This is a genomic window from Streptomyces sp. RLA131, from assembly GCF_056270125.1.
In genome coordinates this window covers 4,105,612-4,126,347 of sequence record NZ_JBWDOQ010000002.1, presented here as the reverse complement: position 1 = coordinate 4,126,347, position 20,736 = coordinate 4,105,612, and the positions used below count along the sequence as shown (strand labels likewise).

Below are 20,736 nucleotides of genomic sequence, written 5' to 3'. Positions count from 1 at the left end.
CCCACCGTCCGGCCTGGGTTCATGGCCCCTCCCACGGCCGCCGGCAGCGCCGCCGGGGTCATCGCGGCCCTGCACATCCTGATCACCACCGGCACGAAGAAGGGCCAGCACCCCTCACCCGCCACCGTCATGCGCATGCTGCGTGAACACGACGAGCACACAACCGCGATGGAAACCACCGGCTGACCCGCGGCCCAGCCCTTGACGCTGACTCCGCGAGATGAGTGATCACCTCGTGCCCGTCTTGGCTTGTGCGCCCACCAACTACCAGTAAGGCCCCTGGGGATGGGCGCCGCGCAAGAGGCCGGTGATCGTCACGGCGGGGGTTGAAGACACCCCGGCAGGCTTCGGGCGGAGACGGCGCGGCATGGTCTCACCAGGGAATCGGCCCGTCCTCGGCCCAAAAGGCGCCCGTCGGGCCGTCCTCTCCCGCCGTCGCCAGGTCAACCGCGACGGCCGCGCCCTCCTCCGCCGTGCGTATCCCGGTGTGGCGGTTGAGGTCGGTCGCGCAGTAGCCGGGGCTCACCGCGTTGACCAGGATCCCTTCGGCGCGCAGTTCATTGGCGTAGAGCACGGTGATCGCGTTCAGCGCGCTCTTCGAGGTGCAGTAAGGGAGGAGGATCGAGTAGTAGGCGGACCACGGGCTGCCCGGGTCGGCCAGGTGGGTGAGGGAGCCGAGTTCGCTGGACATGTTGACGATGCGTGCGGCGGCGGAGCGGCGTAGCAGGGGGAGCATGGCGTGGGTCACCGCGATGACGCCGACCACGTTGGTCTCGTAGACCTGCCGGACCGTGGCGGCTGGGGTTTCACTCGGCTTTTGCGGTCCGGCGGCGATCGCGGCGTTGTTGACGAGGATGTCGAGGCGGCCGAACGTGGCGTCGATGTGCTTGGCGGCGGCCTGGACCGAGGTCTCGTCGGTGACGTCCAGCGGAACGAACCGTACCTCGGCGCCGTCGGCGCGAAGCTCCTCGGCCGCCGCCTCGCCACGCTCGGCGTTGCGGGCGCCGATCAGCACGGTGATGCCGAGGGCTGCGAGCCCGCGCGCCGTTTCCTTGCCGATGCCCTTGTTCGCGCCGGTGATCAGAGCAGTCTTCTGCGAAGTCGTCATGGCACCCAGCCTCCCCTCGCCCACGGGCGGCAGGGAAAGACCAGAAGACTCTGGATCTATAGTCCACGGATATGAGTGAGCTGGAGGTGCGGGAGCTGAGGTACTTCATCGCGGTCGCCGAGGAACTGAACTTCAGCCGGGCCGCGCAACGCCTGGGGATGGCGCAGCCCCCGCTGTCGAAGGCGATCGCTCAGATGGAGTCCCGGCTCGGGGTACGCCTGCTGGAGCGCACCACCCGGCAGGTGAGGCTGACCAACGCCGGTCAGGTGCTGCTCGACCAGGCCCGGATCGCGGTCGACGCGGTGCACGCGGCGGCCCGGCGTGCACGCCGGGCCGGTCAGCCGACACCCCAGCTCGTCGTGGCGGTCAAACCGGGAGGCGATGCCGGGCTGCTGCGGGAGATCCTCGCCGCCTACCGGGGAACGGGTTCGCATCTGCCGCCGCCTGAAGTCGTCGTCGGCGGCAGCGGAGAGCCGATCGCCATGCTGCGGGACGGCCGTGCCGACGTAGCGCTGCTGCGCAGCCCGTTCGACGGTCAAGGGCTGGATTCCCAGACACTCGTGGTCGAGCCGCGACTGGCCGTCCTCCCCGCCGCGCACCGCCTGGCCGGACGCCGGCGACTGCGGCTGACCGACCTCAAGGGCGAACCGATCCCGCGCTGGAAGGGGGCCGCCCCCTCCACCACCGCCTACTACACCGGATACGACGGAGCGGAAGCAGGCGATGGCCACACAGGCTTGGCGCCGGCCGACACTCCTGAGGGGCCGCTCGTGGCCAGCGTCGAGCAACTCCTGGAGGTGGTCGCGCTGGGCCAGGCGGTGGCGTTCCTGTCACTCTCCACCACCGAGCGGCACCAGCGCCCGGACATCGCATACCGGCCGGTCACCGGCCTCAGCCCCAGCGCGGTCATGGTCGCCTGGCCGGAGACCTCGCGATCCGCAGCCGTCGCCGCCTTCGTCCAAGCCGCCCACGACGTCGCCGCCCACCACCCCGACCACCTGACCGCATTGGCCTACTGACCGGGGGCACCCACCCCTCGCCATGACGATCACCGCAGGACACCAATTTCAGACAACCACCAGCGCGAAGAAGGGCCGGCACCCCCTCACCCGCCACCGCGATGCGGCAGGTCCCGGGGCTGCTCCGCCGGACCCCACGACCGGCTGCGCGACAAAGTCCGCCAGAAGGAGGGCCGGACGCAGGATCCGACGGCCGCGATCGTGGACTCGCAGTCCGTGCGGGCACCGGCGAACATCGCGCGCCCCGCCTCCGGGTGGGACGGCGGGAAGAAGGTGGGCGGCCGCAAGCGGCACCTGGTGGTGGACTGCCTCGGCCTGGTCCTGGCCGTCGCGGTGACCGCGGCAAACGTCCAGGACCGTGACGCCACCGTCCCGCTGCGCGAGCGGCTGCGACGGCAGTACTTCTCCATCCGTCTCGTCCGGGCGGACGGGAATTGACGGGGTTCGTGGTGCTGCCGCGCAGGTGGGTGGTGGAAAGGACGCTGAAGCGGCTGATGCGCTCGCGTCGCCTGGTGTGCGACTACGAGACGCTGCCCGCCATGCACGAAGCCATGATGCTGTGGTCCATGACCATGATCATGAGCAGCCGCCCGGCCGGACGCCGCCCGGCCGGCTGCCTCGGTTCGTGGCCCCGCCCACCGTGAACCCGGCGCCAACCAGCGGTGAATTCCGTACAACCAGCTCCGCCCTTCGACGGTCACACCGGATAACCCGCACCCCCGTCGACCGAGTGGGAGCCTCCGTGCGACACAGCCGCCGCATCCTGACGTACGCCATCGCAGCCGCCGCCGCGGCCACCGCCGGGTTCGTGTTCCCGTCCGGTGCCGCCGCTGCCGCGCCCCGTACCGCCACGAGCGACTTCAACGGCGACGGCTACGCGGACCTCGCCGTCGGCGTCCCGGACGGGACCGTTGCCGGCCAGGCCAAGGCCGGGTACGTGAACATCGTCTGGGGCGGCCGGAAGGGCGTCGGCGCCTACGGGAGCATCCGTGTCAGCCAGGCCACTCCCGAGGTTCCCGGCACCCCGGAGGCGGGCGACCGCTTCGGCGCGTCCGTGGCCCTGGTGGACCTCAACGGCGACGGCATCGCGGAACTGCTCGCCGGTGTCCCCGGCGAGGACCTCGTCGACCGCGGTACGGACGCGGGCATGGTCATCTGCGTAGGCGGCTCGAAGGACGGGCCGGGGCCGGGGTCGACGGTCCTCACCGGGCCGTCGCCGTCGGCTGCGTACGGCAAATCGGTCGCGGCGGCCGACCTGACCGGCGACGGCAACAAGGAGATCGTGATCGGCGGCACGGACAAGGTCGTCGCTCGTGTCGCGCAGGGCGAGGACAGCATGGTCACCACCGTCGTCGCCGCCCCCATGGGCGGCCGCGCCCCCGTCCTGGCCACCGGCGACTTCGACAGCGACGGCACGGCGGACCTGGCCGTGGCGTACTGGACCGCGGGCGCCCCCGACACGCAGTCCCATGTGCGCCTGTGGAAGTGGGACGCCGATCGGTCCGCGATGGCCAACTTCTGGAACACGGACAACGCCGGCGTGACCGCCCTGGCCGCCGGCGACTTCGACGGCGACGGCCACGACGACCTGGCGCTCGGCGAATGCCGTGAGATCGCCGACGAGAACATCGACGACCCGTGCGGCCCCGAGGGACTCGCCAAGGGGGGCGGCATCCACATCCACTACGGAAGCCCCGCGGGCGGTTCGTTCGGCAGCCGCGCCCAGACCCTCGACCAGGACACGCCGGGCGTCCCGGGCGTGGCCGAGGACGGCGACCGCTTCGGCGCCGCCCTCGCCGTCGCCGACGTCAACCGCGACGGCCGCGACGACCTGATCGCGGGCGCTCCCGGTGAGGCCGTCGGAAGCAAGGCGGGGGCGGGCGCCGCCTGGCTGCTCTACGGCGGCGCTCAGGGCCTGCTCGACGCCGACGGTGCTGCCACGTCCGTCTCCTGGAACCAGGACACGCCCGGCGTCCCGGGCGTCGCCGAGGCGGGCGACGCCTTCGGCGCGGCGGTCGCCTCGGGTGACGGCAACGCCGACGGTGTACCGGATGTCACGGTCGGATCCCCTGGCGAGAACGCCTCCCTGGGCGCCGTATGGCTCCTCCGCAGCGGCTCGGCCGGCGGTTCGGCGGCCTTCTCGCCCCGTACGCTCGGCCTCCCGTACCTGTCCACGGCCCAGAAGTACGGCAAGCCGCTGGGCGGCCGCTGAGCGCGCCCTGCGGACGTTGCGCCCGCGCCCACAGCGTCGGCCCGCCCGGCTTCATGGCGAGCCGCACACCGGGCGGAGCGAGCGCCATTCGGGCCGTCGCGCTCGTGCGCAGTGGACACGTCGCCTTCGCCGCCCTCGCCACGGCCCGCCCCCTCGTGAGCGAGCCGGTCCTGATCACGGGTGCCGCGAGCGGGGTGGGGCATCTCGCGGTTCAACTGTCCGGGCTTCAGGGGATCGGACCGGTCGTCGCGGCCGTGGGCTCGCACACCAAGGCGCGGTCCGCGGTCCACCACCTGCTCTGAGCGGGCCGCCTTGTCACCGATCTCGACCAACCGCTCAGCCCGGCTGGTGACCTGGATCGCACTACAGACCGCTGCGGACGGCCTCGCCGAGCGCGGCCACGCCCTCGGTGATCTGCGTGGACGTGCTGGCGGCGTAGCCCAGGACCAGCCCCGGGCGCTGCGCGCGGTGGCTGTGCCAGGAGAGCGGCTGCACCTTCACGCCGCGCGCGAGCGCGGCGGCGGCGAGTGCGGTGTCGGGGAAGTCCGCGTCCGCGCCGAAGGTGATCATCAGGTGGAGGCCCGCCGCGGCGCCGTGCACGACGGCGTCCGGGAGGTGGGTCCTGATCGCGTCGATCATGGCGTCACGACGGCGCCTGTGGCGTCTGCGCAGGAGGCGCAACTGGCTTTCCAGCGCGCCCGATTCCATCAGACGGGCCAGCACCAGCTGGGGCAGGACGGCGTTGCCGAGGTCGGAGAACCGCTTGCCGTCGACGAGGGCCTCCTGGTACTTCGGCGGGGCCAGGACCCAGCCGATGCGCAGCGCGGGGGCGAGGAGCTTGGACACGCTCCCGGCGTAGCAGACCTGCTCGGGGAGCATCGTGCGCAGGGCGGGAACCGGTGGCCGGTCGTAACGGTGCTCGGCGTCGTAGTCGTCCTCCACGATCAGGCCCCCGGTGTCCAGGGCCCATCGCATCAGCTCACGGCGGCGTACACCGCCGAGCACCACGCCGGTGGGGAACTGGTGCGCCGGGGTCAGCAGGACGGCCCTGGCGCCCGTGGCGCGCAGCGCGTCGACGCGTACGCCGTCGGAGTCGACCGGGACGGGCGGGGTGTCCAGCCGGCGGCCGTTGAGGAGCTGACAGGCCCCGAGCGACCCCGGGTCCTCCACCGCTATCGAGGAGATCCCGTCGTCGAGCAGCACCTGCCCGAGCAGGCTGAGGGTCTGCGAGGTGCCGGCGACGACGAGCACCTCGCCCGGGTCCGCCCGGATCCCGCGGTTGCGGGCCAGCCAGTTGGCGACGGCGAGGCGCAGCGCGGGCGCGCCCCGGGGGTCTCCGTAGCCGAGGTCGGACGCCGAGAGGCCGCTGAGCACGGAACGTTCGGCGCGCAGCCAGGCGGTCCGGGGGAACGCCGCGAGGTCGGGCACTCCGGGCGACAGGTCGATCCGGGCCGGCGCCGCCCGCATCGCCTCGAAGACGTCCGCCCGGGGCGCGGTGGCGAACAGGGCGCCCGCCGCCGGCGGACCGCCGGGCCGGGATGCCGCCGGTGCCGGTGGCGCCGTAGGTGCCACCGTCGGCGCGCCGACCACGACGGTGCCGTTGCGCCCGCGTCCGGCGGCGTGGCCGTCCTCGATCAGGCGCTGATAGGCCTCCGTGACCACGCCACGGGACACCTGGAGCTCCGCGGCCAGCACCCGGGTGGCGGGGAGCCTGCTGCCCACCGGCAGCCGGCCGTCGGCGACGGCGAGCCGCAGCTGCCGGGCGAGCCAGTCGGACCGGCCGCCTGCCGGGGCGTCGCCGATGTCCAGCTGCAGGAAGTCGGCACCGGACGCGGTTATGGACCGGTCGGAGGCATCTGCTTTGGACCTGTGCATCGGGCCATAGTGGCAGCAGGGTGGCCGTATGAACACAGCCACGACAGCCACGACAGCCACGACAGCCACGACGGCCACGACAGCGCCGGCGGCGACCGCGTCGGCCACGCCGACCGCGGCTCCCGAGACCGCGGCCGGCTATGTGCACGGCTACTCGGAGCGCGAGACCCTTCGGCTGAGCGACCAGGGGGACACGCTGGCGGCGCTGCTGCACGGCGGTACGGGCTATCCGGCGGGCAGCCGGGTGCTGGAGGCCGGATGCGGGGTCGGCGCCCAGACGGTCCACCTGCTGCGGTCCGCCCCGGGGGCGCGGATCGTGGCGGTCGACACCTGCGAGGACTCCCTGGCGCGGGCCGGGGCCCGGGTGGCGGCCCACTTCCCGGGGGCCGACGTGGAGTGGCACCGCGCCGATCTGTTCGATCTGCCGTTCGCCGAGGCGGAGTTCGACCATGTCTTCGTCTGCTTCGTGCTGGAACACCTGACGGATCCCGTGCGGGCGCTCGGCGCACTGCGGCGCGTGCTGCGGCCCGGAGGCACCGTCACCGTGATCGAAGGGGACCACGGGTCCGCGTTCTTCCACCCGGACAGCGTCCACGCCCGTGCCGTGATCGGCTGCCAGGTCCGGCTGCAGGCCCGCGCCGGCGGAAACGCCCTGCTGGGAAGGGAGTTGCAGCCCTTGCTGCGCGGGGCCGGATATGAGGACGTCGTGGTCCGCCCCCGGACGGTCTATGCCGACCGGACCCGGCCCGCGCTGGCCGAGGGTTTCACCCGTGACACGTTCATCGCCATGATCGAGTCCGTCCGGGGTGATGCGCTGGCCGCCGGGCTGGCCACCCCGGCGGACTGGGACCGGGGCATCGCCGACCTGCGCCGGACCGCCGACGAGGGCACCTTCCACTACACGTTCTTCAAGGCCCTGGCCGTGAACCCGTCCCCCGTCCGGGCCGCGCGATGACGGTCGTTGTCGCCCTCGCCCTGATCGCGTTCGTGGTCTACGGTCTGGAGCGCACCCACCGCCGCCGGCCCCACCCGAGGCGGTCCCCGCCCGGAGCCGTGGACGTCCCCGACCGGGACGCCGAACGCGTCCGCGCCGAACTGCGCGCCGCCGCCGGCCGCGTACCGCGCCGGGCCCGACGCGGCCCTGCGGTCCGGTAGCGCCACAAGGAGCGTCATGCCCGACAGCAGGCCGCCGAGCCCGGCCGCGCCCGCGTCCCCGAACATCGACACGTCCCGGTTGCTGCTGCGTCCGGCCGAACCCGGCGACCTGGCCCACTACACCCGGCTGTGGACGGACCCCGAGGTCCGCCGTTTCCTCGGAGGCCCGGTCGCCGGCGCCGAACTCGCCCTCTACGGGCGGTATTTCACGGCCCGTCCGTATGTGTTCAGCGTGCTCACCCGCCAGGACCCGGTCCTGGTCGGCATGGTGTCCGTCGAGGCGGATTCCCGGTTCGGCGGCCGGCGGGAGGTCTCGTACTCCTTTCTGCCCGAGCACTGGGGGCGCGGGTACGCGCGGGAGGCGGTGCGCGCGGCCGTGGTGTGGGCCTGGGAGGCGGTCCCGTCCCGTGAGCCGTCGGTCGTGGCGGTCACACAGGAGGCCAACACGCGGTCGCGTCGGCTGCTCGAATCCCTCGGGATGCGCCTGGCCGACGCCTTCACCGAGTGGGACGCGCCGCAGGTGATGTACGCCGTGGAGCCCGGCGGCCTGCGCTGAGGGCTCCGGGCGGGCCGCCGCGCGCGCCCGCCGGCGCCCCGGGGTCATTCGTCGAGGACGGTGATGTCGATCCGGCTGAGGCGGGCCGGGTCGGCGAGGATGTCGATCTCCACGATCCTGCCGTCGGTGACGGTGAGGCCCATGACCGCGAAGAGCCGGCCCTCGGAGAGGGTGACGAGGCCGGCGGTTCCGTTGACGAGGGCGGGGCGGGCGGAGAGCGCGAAGCGGGAGAAGGTCATGGCCTGCTCGACGACGGAGCGGGCGCCGCGGACGATCTTGGAGAGGCCGTTCGCGCCGGAGCCGCCGTCGGCGCGCAGGATGACGTCCGGGTCGAGGAGGGCCAGCAGGGCGTCGAAGTCGCCCTCGCGCGAGGCGGCGAGGAACGCGTCGACCACCTCGCGCTGGCGGCCGGCGTGGGTGTCGGGCACCGGGGCGGTGCCCCGGACCCGGCGGCGGGCCCGGCTGGCGAGCTGCCGGGTGGCGGCGGGGGTGCGCTCGATGACGGTGGCGATCTCGTCGAAGGGCACGGCGAACATGTCGTGCAGCACGAAGGCGAGCCGTTCCGCCGGGGTGAGGGTCTCCAGGACCACCAGCAGCGCCAGACCGACGGAGTCGGCGAGCAGGGCCTGCTGCTCGGGGTCGACCCGGTCGGCGTGACCGACGATCGGCTCCGGGACGTGGACCTCCCCGCTGTCCCAGGGCGTCTCGCGCCGCGAACGGCGGGAGCGCAGCTGGTCCAGGCAGACCCTGCCGACGACCGTCGTCAGCCAGCCGCCCAGGTTCTCGATCCCGTTGCTGTCGGTGCGGCTGAGCCGCAGCCAGGCCTCCTGGACGGCGTCGTCCGCCTCGGCCGGTGAGCCGAGCATCCGGTAGGCCACGGCCCGCAGGTGGGCGCGGTTGTCCTCGAAGCGTTCGGCCAGCCACTCGTGCTCGTTCATCGGTCGGTTCCCTCCGTCGTGGTTCCCTCGCCGCTCTGACGGTCCGGGCCCGCCGGATGTGACGAGGGCGCCGGTGGCAGCGACCGGCACAGTACGTCCAGCGCGGCGGGGAAGGCGTGATCCGGGGGTGCGGCGTAGCCGACGACCAGCCCGTCGTACGGGGGTGTGGGGCAGTGGGGGTGGCGGTAGCCGGACAGGCCGTCCACGGCCAGGCCCTGCCAGGCGGCGGCGCGCAGCGCGGAACCCTCGGTGCCCGGGGGGAGCCGCAGGACGGCGTGCAGGCCCGCGGCGATACCGGTGACGCGGATGTGCGGGGCGCGCTGCGCGAGGACGGCGACGAGACGATCGCGGCGACGCCGGTAGCGCGTGCGCATGCGGCGTACGTGGTGGTCGTACGCGCCCGAGGCGAGGAACTCCGCCAGGGTCAGCTGGTCCGGGGCGCCCGCCCAGCCCTCGCGCTCGCCCTTGACCGCCAGCACCGGATCGACGAGGTGGTCCGGGAGCACCATCCAGCCGAGCCGCAACGCCGGTGACAGGCTCTTGCTGACCGAGCCGACATGGACGACCCGCTCCGGGGCGAGGCCCTGGACGGCGCCGACCGGCCGGCGGTCGTAGCGGAACTCGCCGTCGTAGTCGTCCTCCAGGACCAGGCCCGCGGTGCCGCGGGCCCAGTCGACGGCGGCCGCCCGCCGCTCCGCGCACAACGGGCCGCCGGTGGGGAACTGGTGGGCCGGGGTGAGCAGCACCGCGCCCGCCCCGGCGCCCGCCAGGTCCTGCGTGCGCGCGCCGTCCTCGTCGACGGGCAACGGGAGCGTGCGCAGGCCGGCTTCGTCCAGGATGTCCCGGTGGAAGGGCAGTCCGTACGACTCCACGGCCAGGGTGCCGCCGGCACGCACCGCGGCGAGCCGGGTCAGCAGCCGCAGGGCGTGGGCGAAGCCGGAGCAGATCACGATCCGTTCGGCCGAGGTGCGCACACCGCGTGCCCGCGCCAGGTACTCGGCCAGGGCGTTCCGCAGCTCCGGGCGGCCCTGGGGGTCACCGGGCCCGAACGCCTCGTTGGGGGCGGCGGTCAGCGCGCGGCGGGCGCAGGCCAGCCAGTCGGCCCGGGGGAAGGAGGCGGCGTCCGGCCGGCCCTGGAGCAGGTTGTGCGCGGGCCCCGGGGGAGTCCGGGCGGGGGTGGGGGGCCGTTCGCGCTCCGCCCGCAGGGGCCGGGCCCGCGACGCCACCCGGGTGCCGGAGCCCTGGCGGGCGGTCAGCCAGCCCTCGGCGACCAGCTCGGCGTAGGCGTCGGCGACGGTGTTGCGGGCGATGCCCAGGTCCGCGGCCAGGGAACGGTAGGAGGGCAGCCGGGTGCCCGGGGCGAGGCGGCCGGTGCGGACGGCGTCGCGCAGCGAGCCGGTCAGGGCGGCCCGCCGGCCGCCGGGGCCGGTCGTCCGCAGCTCCAGGTGGAGATCGAGTCCGACGGCGCCGGGGGAGCCTTCGGGGCCCTCGGGACTCTCGGGGCCCTCGGGGCCTTCGGGACCGGGGGAATTGACCCATGGATTCGCCATGGAAATGCACCATAGTCCCGGTCATTCATGTCTCTAGAGTCGAAGACATGACAACGACTGAGACGCACCGGGTGAACTTCGCCACCTCCGCCCCCAAGGCCTTCAAGGCGCTCATCGGCCTCGACGCCGCAGCCCGCGAGGGCCTGGACCCGGTCCTCGTGGAACTGGTCCAGATCCGCTCGTCGCAGCTCAACCACTGCGCCTACTGCCTGCACATGCACACCACCGACGCCACCAAGGCCGGTGAGTCCCCCGAGCGCCTCCACCTCGTCGGCGTCTGGCGGGAGGCGGCGCACTTCTACACCCCGAAGGAGCAGGCGGCCCTGGCGCTCACCGAGGCCGTCACCCTGATCGCCGACGCCGGTGTCCCCGACGAGGTCTACGCGCGCGCCGCCGAGCACTTCGAGGAGGACGAGCTGGCCCGGCTGCTGGCGCTCATCCTCACCATCAACACCTGGAACCGGATCGCCGTCTCCACCCGCAAGGTTCCGGGCCGCGCCTAGCGCGGCTCACGGCGGGTTCTGCCGTACGGGCAGAATGCCGGGGCGGGGGGTGCGTGGGCATCCGCAGTCCGCGGACGAGAAGGGGAGGGGAGCCGTGGCGCGGCTGCACATCTTCGACATGGACGGGACGCTGATGCGGGGGTCGTCGGCGAGCATGGAGATCGCCCGGCAGCTCGGTCTGGTCGAGGAGTTCCGGGAGCTGGAGGCCGGGCTGGGACGGGGTGTCCTCGACCCGCCGGGGTACGCCGGGCACGCCTACAAGCTGTGGGCGGCCCTGACCGAGGCGCACTTGAGCGCGGCCTTCGACAGCTCGCCGTGGCTGGCGGGCATACGGGAGGTGTGGGCGGACATCACGGCGCGCGGGGAGTACTGCGCGGTGGTGTCGCTGTCGCCGGACTTCTTCGTGACGCGGCTGCTGGCCTGGGGCGCGCACGAGGCGCGGGCCTCGCGCTTTCCCCAGGTGCCGTTCCCGGTGGGGGCGGCGCTGGACCCGGCCGGGATCATGCTGCCGGAGACCAAGGTGACGGTCGCCGACGAGCTGTGCGCGCGGTACGGGGTGGGGCGGGCGGACTGCGTGGCGTACGGCGACTCGCTCTCGGACACCGCCCTGTTCGCGGCGGTACCGGTGTCGGTGGCGGTCAACGGCGATCACCATGTGAGCGATCTGGCCACCTTCGCCTACGTCGGTGACGATCTCCGGGAGGCGTACGAGCTGGCACGTGGCAAGGATCACGAGCGGCGCTGACACGCTTGCGGAGTCAGTGGCTCCGGGTAGGGTCGGCTGCGTTCTGCGCGGGGCGACGTCGTAGTCGGACAGCGTAGCGCCGGTGGTATCCCCTATTCCGTACTTCCGGCATTTTGTCCGGTGCGGCCGCTTCCTCGTGCCAGGCTCTCCCGCCAGGACTCGCGGCCGACACACGGAAACGACTTGACCATGGACGCTCTGACCACCGACCCGGCCGACTCAGGGGGCTCGGGCTGGTTCATCCCCGGCAAACCGGCGACCGGGCCGGGGGCGGAGGACGTACGGCACGACCGGGCCGGCCCGGTCGCGGAGCCGGCCGGGCAGGGGCGAATACCGATCCGCCCGGTGGGCAGCAGGGCATCCCGTACGACGCAGCCGGAGCGCCCCGCTCCGCCGGAGCCGCTGCTCCCGCCGGAACCGCGGGAGCGGCCCGGCGCCTCGCCGGACGCCGTTCTGATCCGGCGCACGATGGCCGAGGTCGCCCCGGTCGCCGACCGGACGACCTCGTACTTCTACGCCTTGCTCTTCCTGCGCCACCCGGAGCTGCGCGAGCTCTTCCCGGCGGCCATGGACGCCCAGCGGGACCGGCTGCTGAAGGCGCTGCTCACCGCTGCCGAGCACATCGACGACGCCCAGGTGCTGAGCGAGTACCTGGCCAACCTCGGCCGCGGGCACCGCAAGTACGGCACCCGGCCCGAGCACTATCCGGCGGTCGGCGAGTGTCTGATCGGCGCGCTCACCCGTTATGCGTCGGCCGTCTGGAGTCCGGAGGTCGAGGCGGCCTGGGTGCGGGCGTACACCGCGATCTCGCAGATCATGATCGACGCGGCGGCGAAGGACGAGCGCCACTCCCCGCCGTGGTGGCGTGCGGAGATCGTCTCGCATGAACGGCGCACCTCCGACGTGGCGGTGCTGACGGTCCGCCCCGACCAGCCGTACCCCTTCCTCGCCGGCCAGTACGCCAGCCTGGAGACCCCCTGGTGGCCGCGGGTATGGCGGCACTACTCCTTCTCGTCCACCCCCCGTCCCGACGGCCTGCTGTCCTTCCACATCAGGGCCGTCCCGGCCGGCTGGGTCAGCAACGCGCTGGTGAACCGCGCCCGGCCGGGCGATGTCATCCGGCTCGGTCCTGCGGCCGGTTCCATGATTGTGGACCACAGCACTGACAACGGGCTGCTGTGCCTGGGCGGTGGCACCGGCATCGCCCCCATCAAGGCGCTGGTCGAGGATGTCGCCGAGCACGGCCGCAGGCGCCCCGTGGAGGTCTTCTACGGCGCGCGCAACGGCCGCGACCTCTACGACCTGGACAGCATGCTGGGGCTGCAGGAACGACACGCCTCATGGCTGTCGGTACGTCCTGTGGTGGACGACCCGCTGCCCGAGGCGGTACGGCGGTTCGGGCCGTGGCACGAGTACGACGCGTATCTGAGCGGGCCGCCCGGCATGATCCGCAGCGGGGTGGACACCCTGGTGCGCAGCGGCGTCCCCTCCCGGCGGATCCGCCACGACCTGGTCGAGGAACTCGTCGCGGCCGGCGACTGACCACCCTGACCACTCTGGCGGCTCTGCGGCCCGGACTGCCCCGATCTGCCCGGCCTGCCCCGGCCCGGGCGCAGCCGGTCTCAGCCCAGGTCGGGCGAGAGCAGTCCCAGCACACCCTCGATATTGGCGTCCAGGTAGTGCCGCAGGGTGAGCGGCACGATCTCGACGGAGGCCAGTCCGATCCGGCTGAACGGCACGCGCACGACGTCGTATTCGCCGCTGGGCTGCTCGATCTCGGGGCCGTGCCGCCGGTCGGGGTCCATGGAGGCCAGCCGGCAGACGAAGAAGTGCTGCACCTTGACGCCGTGCGAGCCGTCGTCGCCGATGTGCTCGATGGTGTCGACGAAGGCCGGGACGATGTCGGTGGCCTTGGCGCCCAGTTCCTCGTCGAGCTCGCGGTGCAGGGCGTCGACGATCGTGGCGTCCTCGGGCTCCACGCCGCCGCCGGGAGTGATCCAGTACGGGGACAGGCCCGGCTTGGTGCGCTTGATCAGGATCAGGTTCCAGCAGTCGCCGCCGCCGTCGAGCAGGATGGCACGGGCGGTGCGTTTGACCACGGGCCGGGTGGCCCCGGTCGGTGTGGCCGGTGATTCGGTGTCCGGGGGCATGCCAGAGATCTGCCGCGACAGGGCCGGCGGCAAACGCCTCCGGGGCGGCGAATCCGGAACGCGCCCGTCACCAGGACGAGGCGGCTCGCAGCAGGTGGTCGTGCGCCCGCGCGACGTTCGGCAGCGCCAGTGTGCCCGCGCGCACCGACAGGAAGTAGGTGCGCAGCGGCGGCAGCGGTGGGTCCAGCAGCGGCGCGACCCGCCCGGCGCCGATCGCCTCGCCGCACAGGTAGCGCGGCAGGACCGCCATGCCCACCCCGGCGACCACGCACTCCAGGACGGCCCGCAGGTCGGGGACGACGATCGCCGGGACGTGCGAGGTGCGGGCGTCGAAGACGGCCGACCAGTAGTGGGTCAGCAGCGGCAGCGACTCGTCGTACGAGATGACCGGCACCTCGTCGAGGACCGAGGGCCCGTGCGTGCGCACCGCGGCCGGGCCGCCGATCCGTTCCAGCCAGGCCGGGGCGGCGACCAGCACCTGCTCCTCGTCCCAGAGGGGGGTGGCGGCGAGCAGCCGGTCGCGGGGCTGCACGGTGCCGATGGCCAGGTCGTGGTGGCCGGCGGCGAGCCCGGCCAGCGCCTCGTCCTCGCGGCTGATGGTGATGCGCAGTTCCAGGCCCTCGCTGGCCAGCGAGGCGAGGGCGGGCAGCGCGCGCAGCGCGGTGAAGGTGGGCGGGCCGGCGAGGTGGAGGGTGCGGCCGCCGGACTCGTCGTCGAGTTCGTACTCGGCGATCTGGAGGAGGGCGTCCAGATGCGGGGCGACCTTGTGGGCGAGTTCGTCGCCGATGCTGGTGGGCGAGACGCCGCGCGGCAGGCGGTGGAAGAGCGGGCGGCCGACCTGGCGTTCGAGGGTGCGTATCTGGCCGGTGACGGCGGGCTGGGAGAGGCCGAGGAGCTGGGCGGCCCGGGTGAACGAGCCGGCCCGGTGCACGGTCACGAACGTCCGCAGCAGAGCCAGGTCCATCGGGGCGTCCCCTCCTAGTCCTGTCCTGGTCCGGTCCGCGACCGGTCCGCGAGTGGTCCGGTCGTGGTTCGTCGAAGCCGCAACTATAAATATATCGATAGGTCTGCATTGATTCCGTGATTGGACACTGACGCTGAGTCAACTAGCCTTGTTCGAGCGGATCTCCGCGCGTCCGCCATATGTCCAGGGTGGTCCGAGCCACGAGGGGGGAGGCTCGGGCCACCCATTCTGCGTAGGGCGTGCGTAGATATTTCTACTTGACCGCCACATCCAGGGCCTGCGTCACGTCCTGCACGATGTCGGCCGCGTCCTCCACACCCACCGAGAAACGGATGAACCCCTCCGGCACCGCGTCCCCGCCCCAGCGGGCCCGGCGTTCGGCGGTGCTGGTCACACTGCCGAAGCTGGTGGCCTCGGTGGCCAGCAGCAGCGCCCCGAGAAAACGCTCGGCGTGCTCCCGGTCCGGCAGGGTGAACGACACCACGCTCCCGAAGCGGTTCATCTGGGAGGCCGCCACCGCGTGCGAGGGGTCCTCCGGCAGCCCCGGGTGCCGCAGCCCCGTCACCTCGGGCCGCTTCCGCAACGCCACGGCCAGGGCCAGGGCGTTGGCTGCCTGGCGGTCCACCCGCAGCGCCAGCGTGGACAGCGACCGGTGCGCCAGCCAGGCCTCCATCGGCCCCGGGATCGCGCCCACCGTCTTGCGCCACAGCCTGACGGCGGCCGCCAGTTGGGGGCTGCGAGTGGTGACGTAGCCGAGCAGCAGATCGCCGTGGCCCGAGAGCGCCTTCGTACCGCTCGCGACGGAGAAGTCGGCCCCCAGGTCGAGCGGCCGCTGCCCGAGCGGCGTCGCCAGGGTGTTGTCCACCGCCACCAGCGCGCCCGCCGCGTGCGCGGCGCCGGCGAGGCGGCGGATGTCGCACACGTCCAGCCCCGGGTTGGACGGCGACTCGATCCACAGCAGCCTGGCACCGTCCAGGACGTCCAGCTGGGCGTCCGCCGCGGTCGGGGCGAGGCGCACCGAGACCCCGTAGGACTCCAGACGCCCCTGCAGGGAGCGGGTCGCCTGATAGCAGTCCGAGGGCAGGACGACGATGTCGCCCGAGCCGACCTGCGACAGCAGGACGGAGGAGACCGCCGCCATTCCGGAGGAGAACAGCAGCGTCTCGGCGGGCGCCTCCGGCGACTCCAGCGACGACAGGGCCTGCTCCAGCAAGGTCCAGGTCGGGTTCTCGTCGCGGGCGTAGGTGTACGGCCCGGTGGCCTCTCCCGGCAGGTGGTAGTGCGCCGCGAACACCGGGCCGGGCAGCGAGGGCTCGTACGGCTCGGTGGGCGGCCGCCCCGCGTGCACGCTGCGGGTGCTGTCGCCTGGCGTGCTGTCGTACTCGGTCATGGCCGCCTCCAGGGGCTCGGACAGGACAGGACTCCATCCAACCCGATGCCGTCAGTCCTCGTCGGGCAGGACCATGTGCAGCGCCCACGAGACGAGGCTGATGATCAGACCGCCGATGAGGGCAGCCCAGAAACCCTCCACATGGAAGTCCAGGTCCAGCTTGCCGGACAGCCAGGAGGTGAGCATCAGCATCAGGGCGTTCACGACCAGCGTGATCAGCCCCAGGGTGAGGATGAACAGCGGGAAGGACAGCAGCTTGACGATCGGCTTCACCAGCCAGTTGACGACGCCGAAGACGAGGGCGACCAGAACGAGGGTGAGCGCCTTGTGGCCGGTGCTGTCACCGGTGAGGGTGATGTTGTCGACCAGCCAGATGGCCACCCCCAGGGCGGCGGCGTTCGCGAGCGTCTTGACGACGAAGTTCTTCATGGCTGAGATCGTCGCAGAACTGATCGCAGAGGCAAGGGGCTGACCAGAGTGAAGGTATTCCGGCTGGACGACCTGGAGGCGGAGCGCGCCGCGAACAACGGGGCGTACCTGAGCTTTCTGCGCGAACGGAACATGTCGGCGGGGCTGTACGCGCTGAAGGCGGGCGAACTCGACCCGCAGAAACCGCACGCGCAGGACGAGATCTACCTGGTGGTCAGCGGCCGGGCGGCGATCACGGTGGGGGAGGAGACGACGTATGTGGCCAACGGCAGCGTGGTCTACGTCCCGGCCGGGACTCCGCACCGCTTCCATCACATCACCGAGGACCTGAAGGTCCTGGTGGTCTTCTCGCCCCCGGAGGGCTGAGCGCGCGGGCCTCTGCCCTGAGGCCGGGCCCTGAGCCTCTGCCCTGAGGCCGGGCCCTGAGCCTCTGCCCTGAGGCCGGGCCCTGAGCCTCTGCCCTGAGGCCGGGCCCTGAGCCTCTGCCCTGAGGCCGGGCCCTGAGCCTCTGCCCTGAGCCCTCTGCCCTGAAGCCCCGGCTCCGAGCCCCTGGTCCCTAGGGGGACGGTCAGGGACGGATAGGGTCTGCGGGGCCTCCACCCCGATGCCCCGTGGGCCTAGCCTGGGGGCAGTTTCGACATCCCGGAGGAAACGGTGAACGAATTTCTCGGCGGCTTGCCCTGGTGGGTCAAGTGGGTCGCGATCCCGGTGATCGCGATCGCGGTCTTCGGCGGCCTCGTCGGCAGCCTGCTCGGCCTGCTCTTCGGTCTGCTCTTCAAGGTGCTGGTCTTCGTCGCGCTGGTCGGCGGCCTGGTCTACGTGGTGAAGAAGTTCACCTCGTCCTCCTCGGACTCCCGCGACAGCTGGTGAGGCGCCGGGCACATCCGCTGTTTCACGTGAAACACGACATGTCCGGCGCCTCGTGCCCGTCAGTCCTTCAGCGGGACGTGTTCGGGGCGCCGGCCGTTAGGTGAGGGCGGGGCACCCCCGTCCTTGTCACCCATGGCCGCCAGCACCTGGCGGGCCAGACCCAGCCCGGTGCCGCCCATGGTGAGCGCCTTGGCGAACATCTCGGACATCCCGTCGGCGCCGTTGAGCAGCACCATGTGGTCGACGTTGCCGAACGCCTCGGCCCCGGCGCGGACGATCTCCGGCCAGTTCTCGGCGAGCTGCTGGGCGACGACCGCCTCCTGGTTCTCCGCGAGCGCGGCGGCCCGCGCCTTGATCGCCTCCGCCTCGGCCAGACCCTTAGCCTTCGCCGCCTCGGCCTCCGCGAGCCCGCGCGCCTGGGTCGCCGCGGCCTCGGCCTCACCCGTCGCACGGGTGGCGGCAGCGGACGCCTGACCGCTGACCCGGGTCATCTCGGCCCGCGCCGCGGCGGCGATCTTCACCTGGTTCGCCTCGGCGATCGCGGCCAGCTCGGTCTCCTTCGCCTTCGCCTCGGCTGCCGAGATCCGCGCGTCACGCTCGGCCTCGGCCCAGGTCCGCTTCTCGTACGCGGCCGCGTCGGCCGGCTTGCGAACGTCCACCTGGAGCTGCTGCTCGCGCCGCTGCGCCTCCAGCTCGGCGACCCGGGTCTCCTGGATCACCACCTCCTGCCGGGCCGCGGCCTCCGCCAGCGGACCGGCCTGCTGCGCCTTGGCGGCGGCCTTGTCCCGCTCGGCCTGGTATCCGGCCTGCTGGATCTCGCTGTCGCGGGTCGCCTCGGACATCCGGGCGGCGGCCTTCTGCTCGGCCTCGGTGGCCAGCCGGTCGGCCTCGGCCTGCGCGATACGCGCGTCCCGGTGGACGGCGGCGGCGTGCGGGGCCGCCAGGTTGCGGATGTAGCCGGTCGGGTCCTCGATCTCGTGGATCTGGAGCGAGTCGATGATCAGACCGAGCTTCTCCATCTCCGAGCCGGACGCGGCCCGGGTCTGGGCGGTGAGCTTGTCCCGGTCGCGGATCATCTCCTCGACCGTCAGACCACCCACGATCGACCGCAGATGACCGGAGAACACGTTGTGCACCCGGTCCCCCATGAACTTCTGCTGGTCGAGGAAGCGGCGGGCCGCGTTCGCGATCGACACGAAGTCGTCGCCCACCTTGAAGATCACCACACCCCGCACCTTCAGCGGGATGCCCTGCTTGGTCACGCAGTCCACGGACAGCTCGGCCTGGTTCAGGTCCAGCGACAGCTTGCGCACCGCCTGAACGCCCGGAACGACCAGCGTTCCGCGCCCGGTGACGATCCGGAAGCCCAGCCCCTCCTCCAGCCCCTCCGTACGGTGCTTGGAACCGGAGATGACCAGTGCCTCGTTGGGCTCGGCGACCCGCCACATGAGCTTGAACAGACCGATCAGGATGATGATTGCGGCGAGAACCATTCCCGCCACGACGCCGATGAGCATCGGCATACGCCCCCTTACGATGGCCCCGGACTGGGGCCGCACAGGGGAGTGTGCGCCTGCGCGGCGCGCGGGTGAAGACGCTTGCGATTCCTTGTCACAATCTTGATGCGCCTATGAATTCCCCCAGGTGGGAGGGGAGTTGCGCAGGGTCAGACGTAGGCGGGCGCGACGTACACCGTACGGGGCGCGTGGTACTCCACGACCACGATGGGGGTGCCGGTCTCGATCCGCTCCCCCGGCGTCACCGGATACGCCAGGAACGCCTCCGCGCCGCCCCGCACCCGCACGATCACCTCCCCGACCAGACCGGGGCCGATCGTCCCCGTCACCCTCCCGTGCAGCCCGACCATCTCGGCCATCGGACCTCGCCCCCTCACCTCGCGCGGCGCCGACGGCCCCCGCTGCTCCCCCCATTGTCGCGGTCCGCCGACACGACGAGGGCGGCCAGCGCCGTCGTCAGCGGCACCGACGCGACCAGCCCGATGCTGCCCACCAGGGTCCGTACGATCTCCTCGGCCACCAACTCGCTGCCCGCCACGTTCAGTACGCTGCGCTGCGCGATCGAGAACAGCAGCAGCAGCGGCAGGGCGGCGCCCGCGTAGGCCAGGACCAGGGTGTTGACCACCGACGCGATGTGGTCGCGGCCGATCCGCATCGCCGCGCCGTACAGCTTGCGCGGGCTCGCCCCGGGGTCGGCCTCCTTGAGCTCCCACACCGCCGAGGTCTGGGTGACCGTCACGTCGTCGAGCACACCGAGCGATCCGATGATGACGCCGGCCAGCAGCAGACCCCGGATCTCGATGCCGGGGTAGAGCGCGTGGATGGTGCCGGTCTCGTCGGAGGTGTTGCCGGTCAGATGGCTCCACCCGATGAAGACCGAGCCGAGCAGCCCGATCAGCAGCAGCGAGAAGAGTGTGCCGAGGACCGCCACCGAGGTGCGCGCGTTGAGGCCGTGGCACATGTAGAGCGCGATGAGCATGATCGCGCTGCTCCCGACCACCGCCACCAGCAGCGGATTCCCGCCGCCCAGGATCGCCGGGAGGATGAACACCGACAGGATGCCGAAGCTGATGACCAGCGCGATCAGTGCCAGCAGACCGCGCATCCGCCCGATGGCCACGACCGCGAGCGCGAAGACGCCGGCCAGTAGCCACAGCGGGAAGGCCCGGTCCACATCGGTCACCGAGTACTGCAGGTCCTTGGGCGCGCCGGGCGCGTAGGCGAGCAGCACCTTCTGGTCCAGGCTGTACTGCCGGGACTGGGTGGGCTGGACGATCTCGGTGAAGGTACGGCCCTTGTCCTTGCCGGAGGTGACCTCGACCGTCGCCTTCCGGCAGATCTCCGGGGAGGCGGACTGCGAGGCCGAGGGGGCCGCCGACGCTCCGGAGGCCGAACCGCCGCTGCCCGCGTTGACGTCGGAACATCTGACGTCGACGAGCTTGACGACCTGTCCGGACCGGGTCTGCTGGTCGAAGCCGACGCCGGTCCGCTCGTGCGCGGGCACCCCTCCCGGCCACAGCATGATCATCCCGGCCACGACCGCGGCGGCGAAGGGCACCAGGATCGCGGCGATGACCTTGCGCAGGTGCTTGGAGACCGGTGGGACGGGGCCGTGCGCATGGGAATGAGCGTGGGCGTGGGCATGCGCATGGCCGGGTGCGGGTGCGGGTGCGGCAGGGGCGGGTGGGTGATCGGACTCGGTGTTCACGGGCCGATCATCGCAAGACGCACTGGTGTGCGTGAGCGAAGACCCGC

Annotated in this window: 24 protein-coding genes and 1 pseudogene; 14 read left to right on the top strand and 11 right to left on the bottom strand. The window is 72.4% G+C overall.

Going from position 1 to position 20,736, the window contains the following annotated elements:
• The first annotated feature begins 21 nt into the window (after positions 1-21).
• Entirely contained in the window at positions 22-186 is a 165-nt protein-coding gene (locus tag RWE79_RS19740) for a hypothetical protein (RefSeq protein WP_475941392.1), read from the top strand.
• A 187-nt stretch (positions 187-373) separates the two neighbouring features.
• On the opposite strand, the gene RWE79_RS19735 is transcribed toward RWE79_RS19740, so the two are convergent.
• The gene (locus RWE79_RS19735) at positions 374-1,108 is read right to left on the bottom strand and encodes an SDR family oxidoreductase (protein WP_475941391.1); all 735 of its coding nucleotides are present in this window, start codon (positions 1,106-1,108) and stop codon (positions 374-376) included.
• 71 nt (positions 1,109-1,179) lie between these two features.
• On the opposite strand from RWE79_RS19735, the gene RWE79_RS19730 reads away from it, so the two are divergent.
• From RWE79_RS19730 to RWE79_RS19710, 5 genes and pseudogenes are all read left to right on the top strand, one after another.
• Entirely contained in the window at positions 1,180-2,127 is a 948-nt protein-coding gene (locus RWE79_RS19730; RefSeq protein ID WP_475941390.1) for a LysR family transcriptional regulator, read from the top strand.
• 45 nt (positions 2,128-2,172) lie between these two features.
• Positions 2,173-2,565 carry a transposase gene (locus tag RWE79_RS19725; protein WP_475945942.1) on the top strand — a complete coding sequence of 131 codons (393 nt, stop codon included), beginning with the start codon at positions 2,173-2,175 and terminating at the stop codon, positions 2,563-2,565.
• A 56-nt stretch (positions 2,566-2,621) separates the two neighbouring features.
• Positions 2,622-2,771, top strand: a complete 150-nt coding sequence (locus tag RWE79_RS19720; protein WP_475941389.1) for a hypothetical protein — start codon at positions 2,622-2,624, stop codon at positions 2,769-2,771.
• Between the two features lie 98 nt (positions 2,772-2,869).
• Positions 2,870-4,339, top strand: coding sequence for an FG-GAP-like repeat-containing protein (locus RWE79_RS19715; RefSeq protein WP_475941388.1), 1,470 nt, complete (start codon positions 2,870-2,872; stop codon positions 4,337-4,339).
• Between the two features lie 44 nt (positions 4,340-4,383).
• Positions 4,384-4,614 (top strand): annotated as a pseudogene (locus RWE79_RS19710) (quinone oxidoreductase family protein); the annotation flags it as partial.
• 88 nt (positions 4,615-4,702) lie between these two features.
• On the opposite strand, the gene pdxR (RWE79_RS19705) reads toward RWE79_RS19710, so the two are convergent.
• Positions 4,703-6,214 carry a MocR-like pyridoxine biosynthesis transcription factor PdxR gene (gene pdxR / locus RWE79_RS19705; RefSeq protein ID WP_475941387.1) on the bottom strand — a complete coding sequence of 504 codons (1,512 nt, stop codon included), beginning with the start codon at positions 6,212-6,214 and terminating at the stop codon, positions 4,703-4,705.
• Positions 6,215-6,242: 28 nt separating this feature from the next.
• Between pdxR (RWE79_RS19705) and RWE79_RS19700 the strand changes: the two genes are divergently transcribed.
• Genes RWE79_RS19700 through RWE79_RS19690 form a run of 3 tightly spaced genes read left to right on the top strand, consistent with a single transcriptional unit; the run spans position 6,243 to position 7,925 of the window.
• On the top strand, positions 6,243-7,169 hold the full coding sequence (locus RWE79_RS19700) for a methyltransferase domain-containing protein (RefSeq protein ID WP_475941386.1): 927 nt from the start codon (positions 6,243-6,245) through the stop codon (positions 7,167-7,169).
• Positions 7,166-7,369, top strand: coding sequence for a hypothetical protein (locus RWE79_RS19695; RefSeq protein ID WP_475941385.1), 204 nt, complete (start codon positions 7,166-7,168; stop codon positions 7,367-7,369). Before RWE79_RS19700 ends, RWE79_RS19695 begins: the two co-directional genes overlap by 4 nt.
• A 16-nt stretch (positions 7,370-7,385) precedes the next feature.
• Entirely contained in the window at positions 7,386-7,925 is a 540-nt protein-coding gene (locus RWE79_RS19690; RefSeq protein WP_475941384.1) for a GNAT family N-acetyltransferase, read from the top strand.
• Positions 7,926-7,969: 44 nt separating this feature from the next.
• On the opposite strand, the gene sigJ is transcribed toward RWE79_RS19690, so the two are convergent.
• Both sigJ and pdxR (RWE79_RS19680) read right to left on the bottom strand, forming a co-directional pair.
• Positions 7,970-8,863, bottom strand: coding sequence for an RNA polymerase sigma factor SigJ (gene sigJ / locus RWE79_RS19685; protein WP_475941383.1), 894 nt, complete (start codon positions 8,861-8,863; stop codon positions 7,970-7,972).
• Positions 8,860-10,413 carry a MocR-like pyridoxine biosynthesis transcription factor PdxR gene (gene pdxR, locus RWE79_RS19680; RefSeq protein ID WP_475941382.1) on the bottom strand — a complete coding sequence of 518 codons (1,554 nt, stop codon included), beginning with the start codon at positions 10,411-10,413 and terminating at the stop codon, positions 8,860-8,862. Before pdxR (RWE79_RS19680) ends, sigJ begins: the two co-directional genes overlap by 4 nt.
• Before the next feature lie 47 nt (positions 10,414-10,460).
• Between pdxR (RWE79_RS19680) and RWE79_RS19675 the strand changes: the two genes are divergently transcribed.
• The 3 genes from RWE79_RS19675 to RWE79_RS19665 all read left to right on the top strand — a co-directional run bounded on the left by RWE79_RS19675 (position 10,461) and on the right by RWE79_RS19665 (position 13,203).
• On the top strand, positions 10,461-10,916 hold the full coding sequence (locus RWE79_RS19675) for a carboxymuconolactone decarboxylase family protein (protein ID WP_475941381.1): 456 nt from the start codon (positions 10,461-10,463) through the stop codon (positions 10,914-10,916).
• 94 nt (positions 10,917-11,010) lie between these two features.
• Positions 11,011-11,661, top strand: coding sequence for an HAD family hydrolase (locus tag RWE79_RS19670; protein ID WP_475941380.1), 651 nt, complete (start codon positions 11,011-11,013; stop codon positions 11,659-11,661).
• 189 nt (positions 11,662-11,850) lie between these two features.
• A complete protein-coding gene (locus RWE79_RS19665) occupies positions 11,851-13,203 on the top strand; it encodes a globin domain-containing protein (protein ID WP_475945940.1) in 1,353 nt (450 codons plus the stop codon).
• 80 nt (positions 13,204-13,283) lie between these two features.
• Here the strand turns inward: RWE79_RS19665 and RWE79_RS19660 are convergent, their stop codons facing one another.
• The 4 genes from RWE79_RS19660 to RWE79_RS19645 all read right to left on the bottom strand — a co-directional run bounded on the left by RWE79_RS19660 (position 13,284) and on the right by RWE79_RS19645 (position 16,594).
• Positions 13,284-13,811: an NUDIX domain-containing protein gene (locus tag RWE79_RS19660; RefSeq protein WP_475941379.1), complete on the bottom strand. Its 528-nt coding sequence runs from the start codon at positions 13,809-13,811 to the stop codon at positions 13,284-13,286.
• Between the two features lie 67 nt (positions 13,812-13,878).
• Positions 13,879-14,775, bottom strand: a complete 897-nt coding sequence (locus RWE79_RS19655) for a LysR family transcriptional regulator (protein WP_475941378.1) — start codon at positions 14,773-14,775, stop codon at positions 13,879-13,881.
• A gap of 253 nt (positions 14,776-15,028) precedes the next feature.
• A complete protein-coding gene (locus RWE79_RS19650) occupies positions 15,029-16,165 on the bottom strand; it encodes a cystathionine gamma-lyase (RefSeq protein WP_475941377.1) in 1,137 nt (378 codons plus the stop codon).
• Positions 16,166-16,216: 51 nt separating this feature from the next.
• Positions 16,217-16,594 carry a phage holin family protein gene (locus RWE79_RS19645; protein WP_475941376.1) on the bottom strand — a complete coding sequence of 126 codons (378 nt, stop codon included), beginning with the start codon at positions 16,592-16,594 and terminating at the stop codon, positions 16,217-16,219.
• Between the two features lie 48 nt (positions 16,595-16,642).
• Here RWE79_RS19645 and RWE79_RS19640 point away from each other — a divergent pair, with 48 nt between their 5' ends.
• The gene (locus RWE79_RS19640; protein WP_475941375.1) at positions 16,643-16,960 is read left to right on the top strand and encodes a cupin domain-containing protein; all 318 of its coding nucleotides are present in this window, start codon (positions 16,643-16,645) and stop codon (positions 16,958-16,960) included.
• 288 nt (positions 16,961-17,248) lie between these two features.
• The gene (locus RWE79_RS19635) at positions 17,249-17,464 is read left to right on the top strand and encodes a DUF5326 family protein (RefSeq protein WP_475941374.1); all 216 of its coding nucleotides are present in this window, start codon (positions 17,249-17,251) and stop codon (positions 17,462-17,464) included.
• A gap of 59 nt (positions 17,465-17,523) precedes the next feature.
• Here the strand turns inward: RWE79_RS19635 and RWE79_RS19630 are convergent, their stop codons facing one another.
• The 3 genes from RWE79_RS19630 to RWE79_RS19620 all read right to left on the bottom strand — a co-directional run bounded on the left by RWE79_RS19630 (position 17,524) and on the right by RWE79_RS19620 (position 20,689).
• A complete protein-coding gene (locus tag RWE79_RS19630; RefSeq protein ID WP_475941373.1) occupies positions 17,524-18,987 on the bottom strand; it encodes a flotillin family protein in 1,464 nt (487 codons plus the stop codon).
• A gap of 143 nt (positions 18,988-19,130) precedes the next feature.
• Positions 19,131-19,331: a hypothetical protein gene (locus RWE79_RS19625; RefSeq protein WP_475945938.1), complete on the bottom strand. Its 201-nt coding sequence runs from the start codon at positions 19,329-19,331 to the stop codon at positions 19,131-19,133.
• A 23-nt stretch (positions 19,332-19,354) separates the two neighbouring features.
• Entirely contained in the window at positions 19,355-20,689 is a 1,335-nt protein-coding gene (locus RWE79_RS19620) for a YibE/F family protein (protein WP_475941372.1), read from the bottom strand.
• Positions 20,690-20,736: the final 47 nt, after the last annotated feature.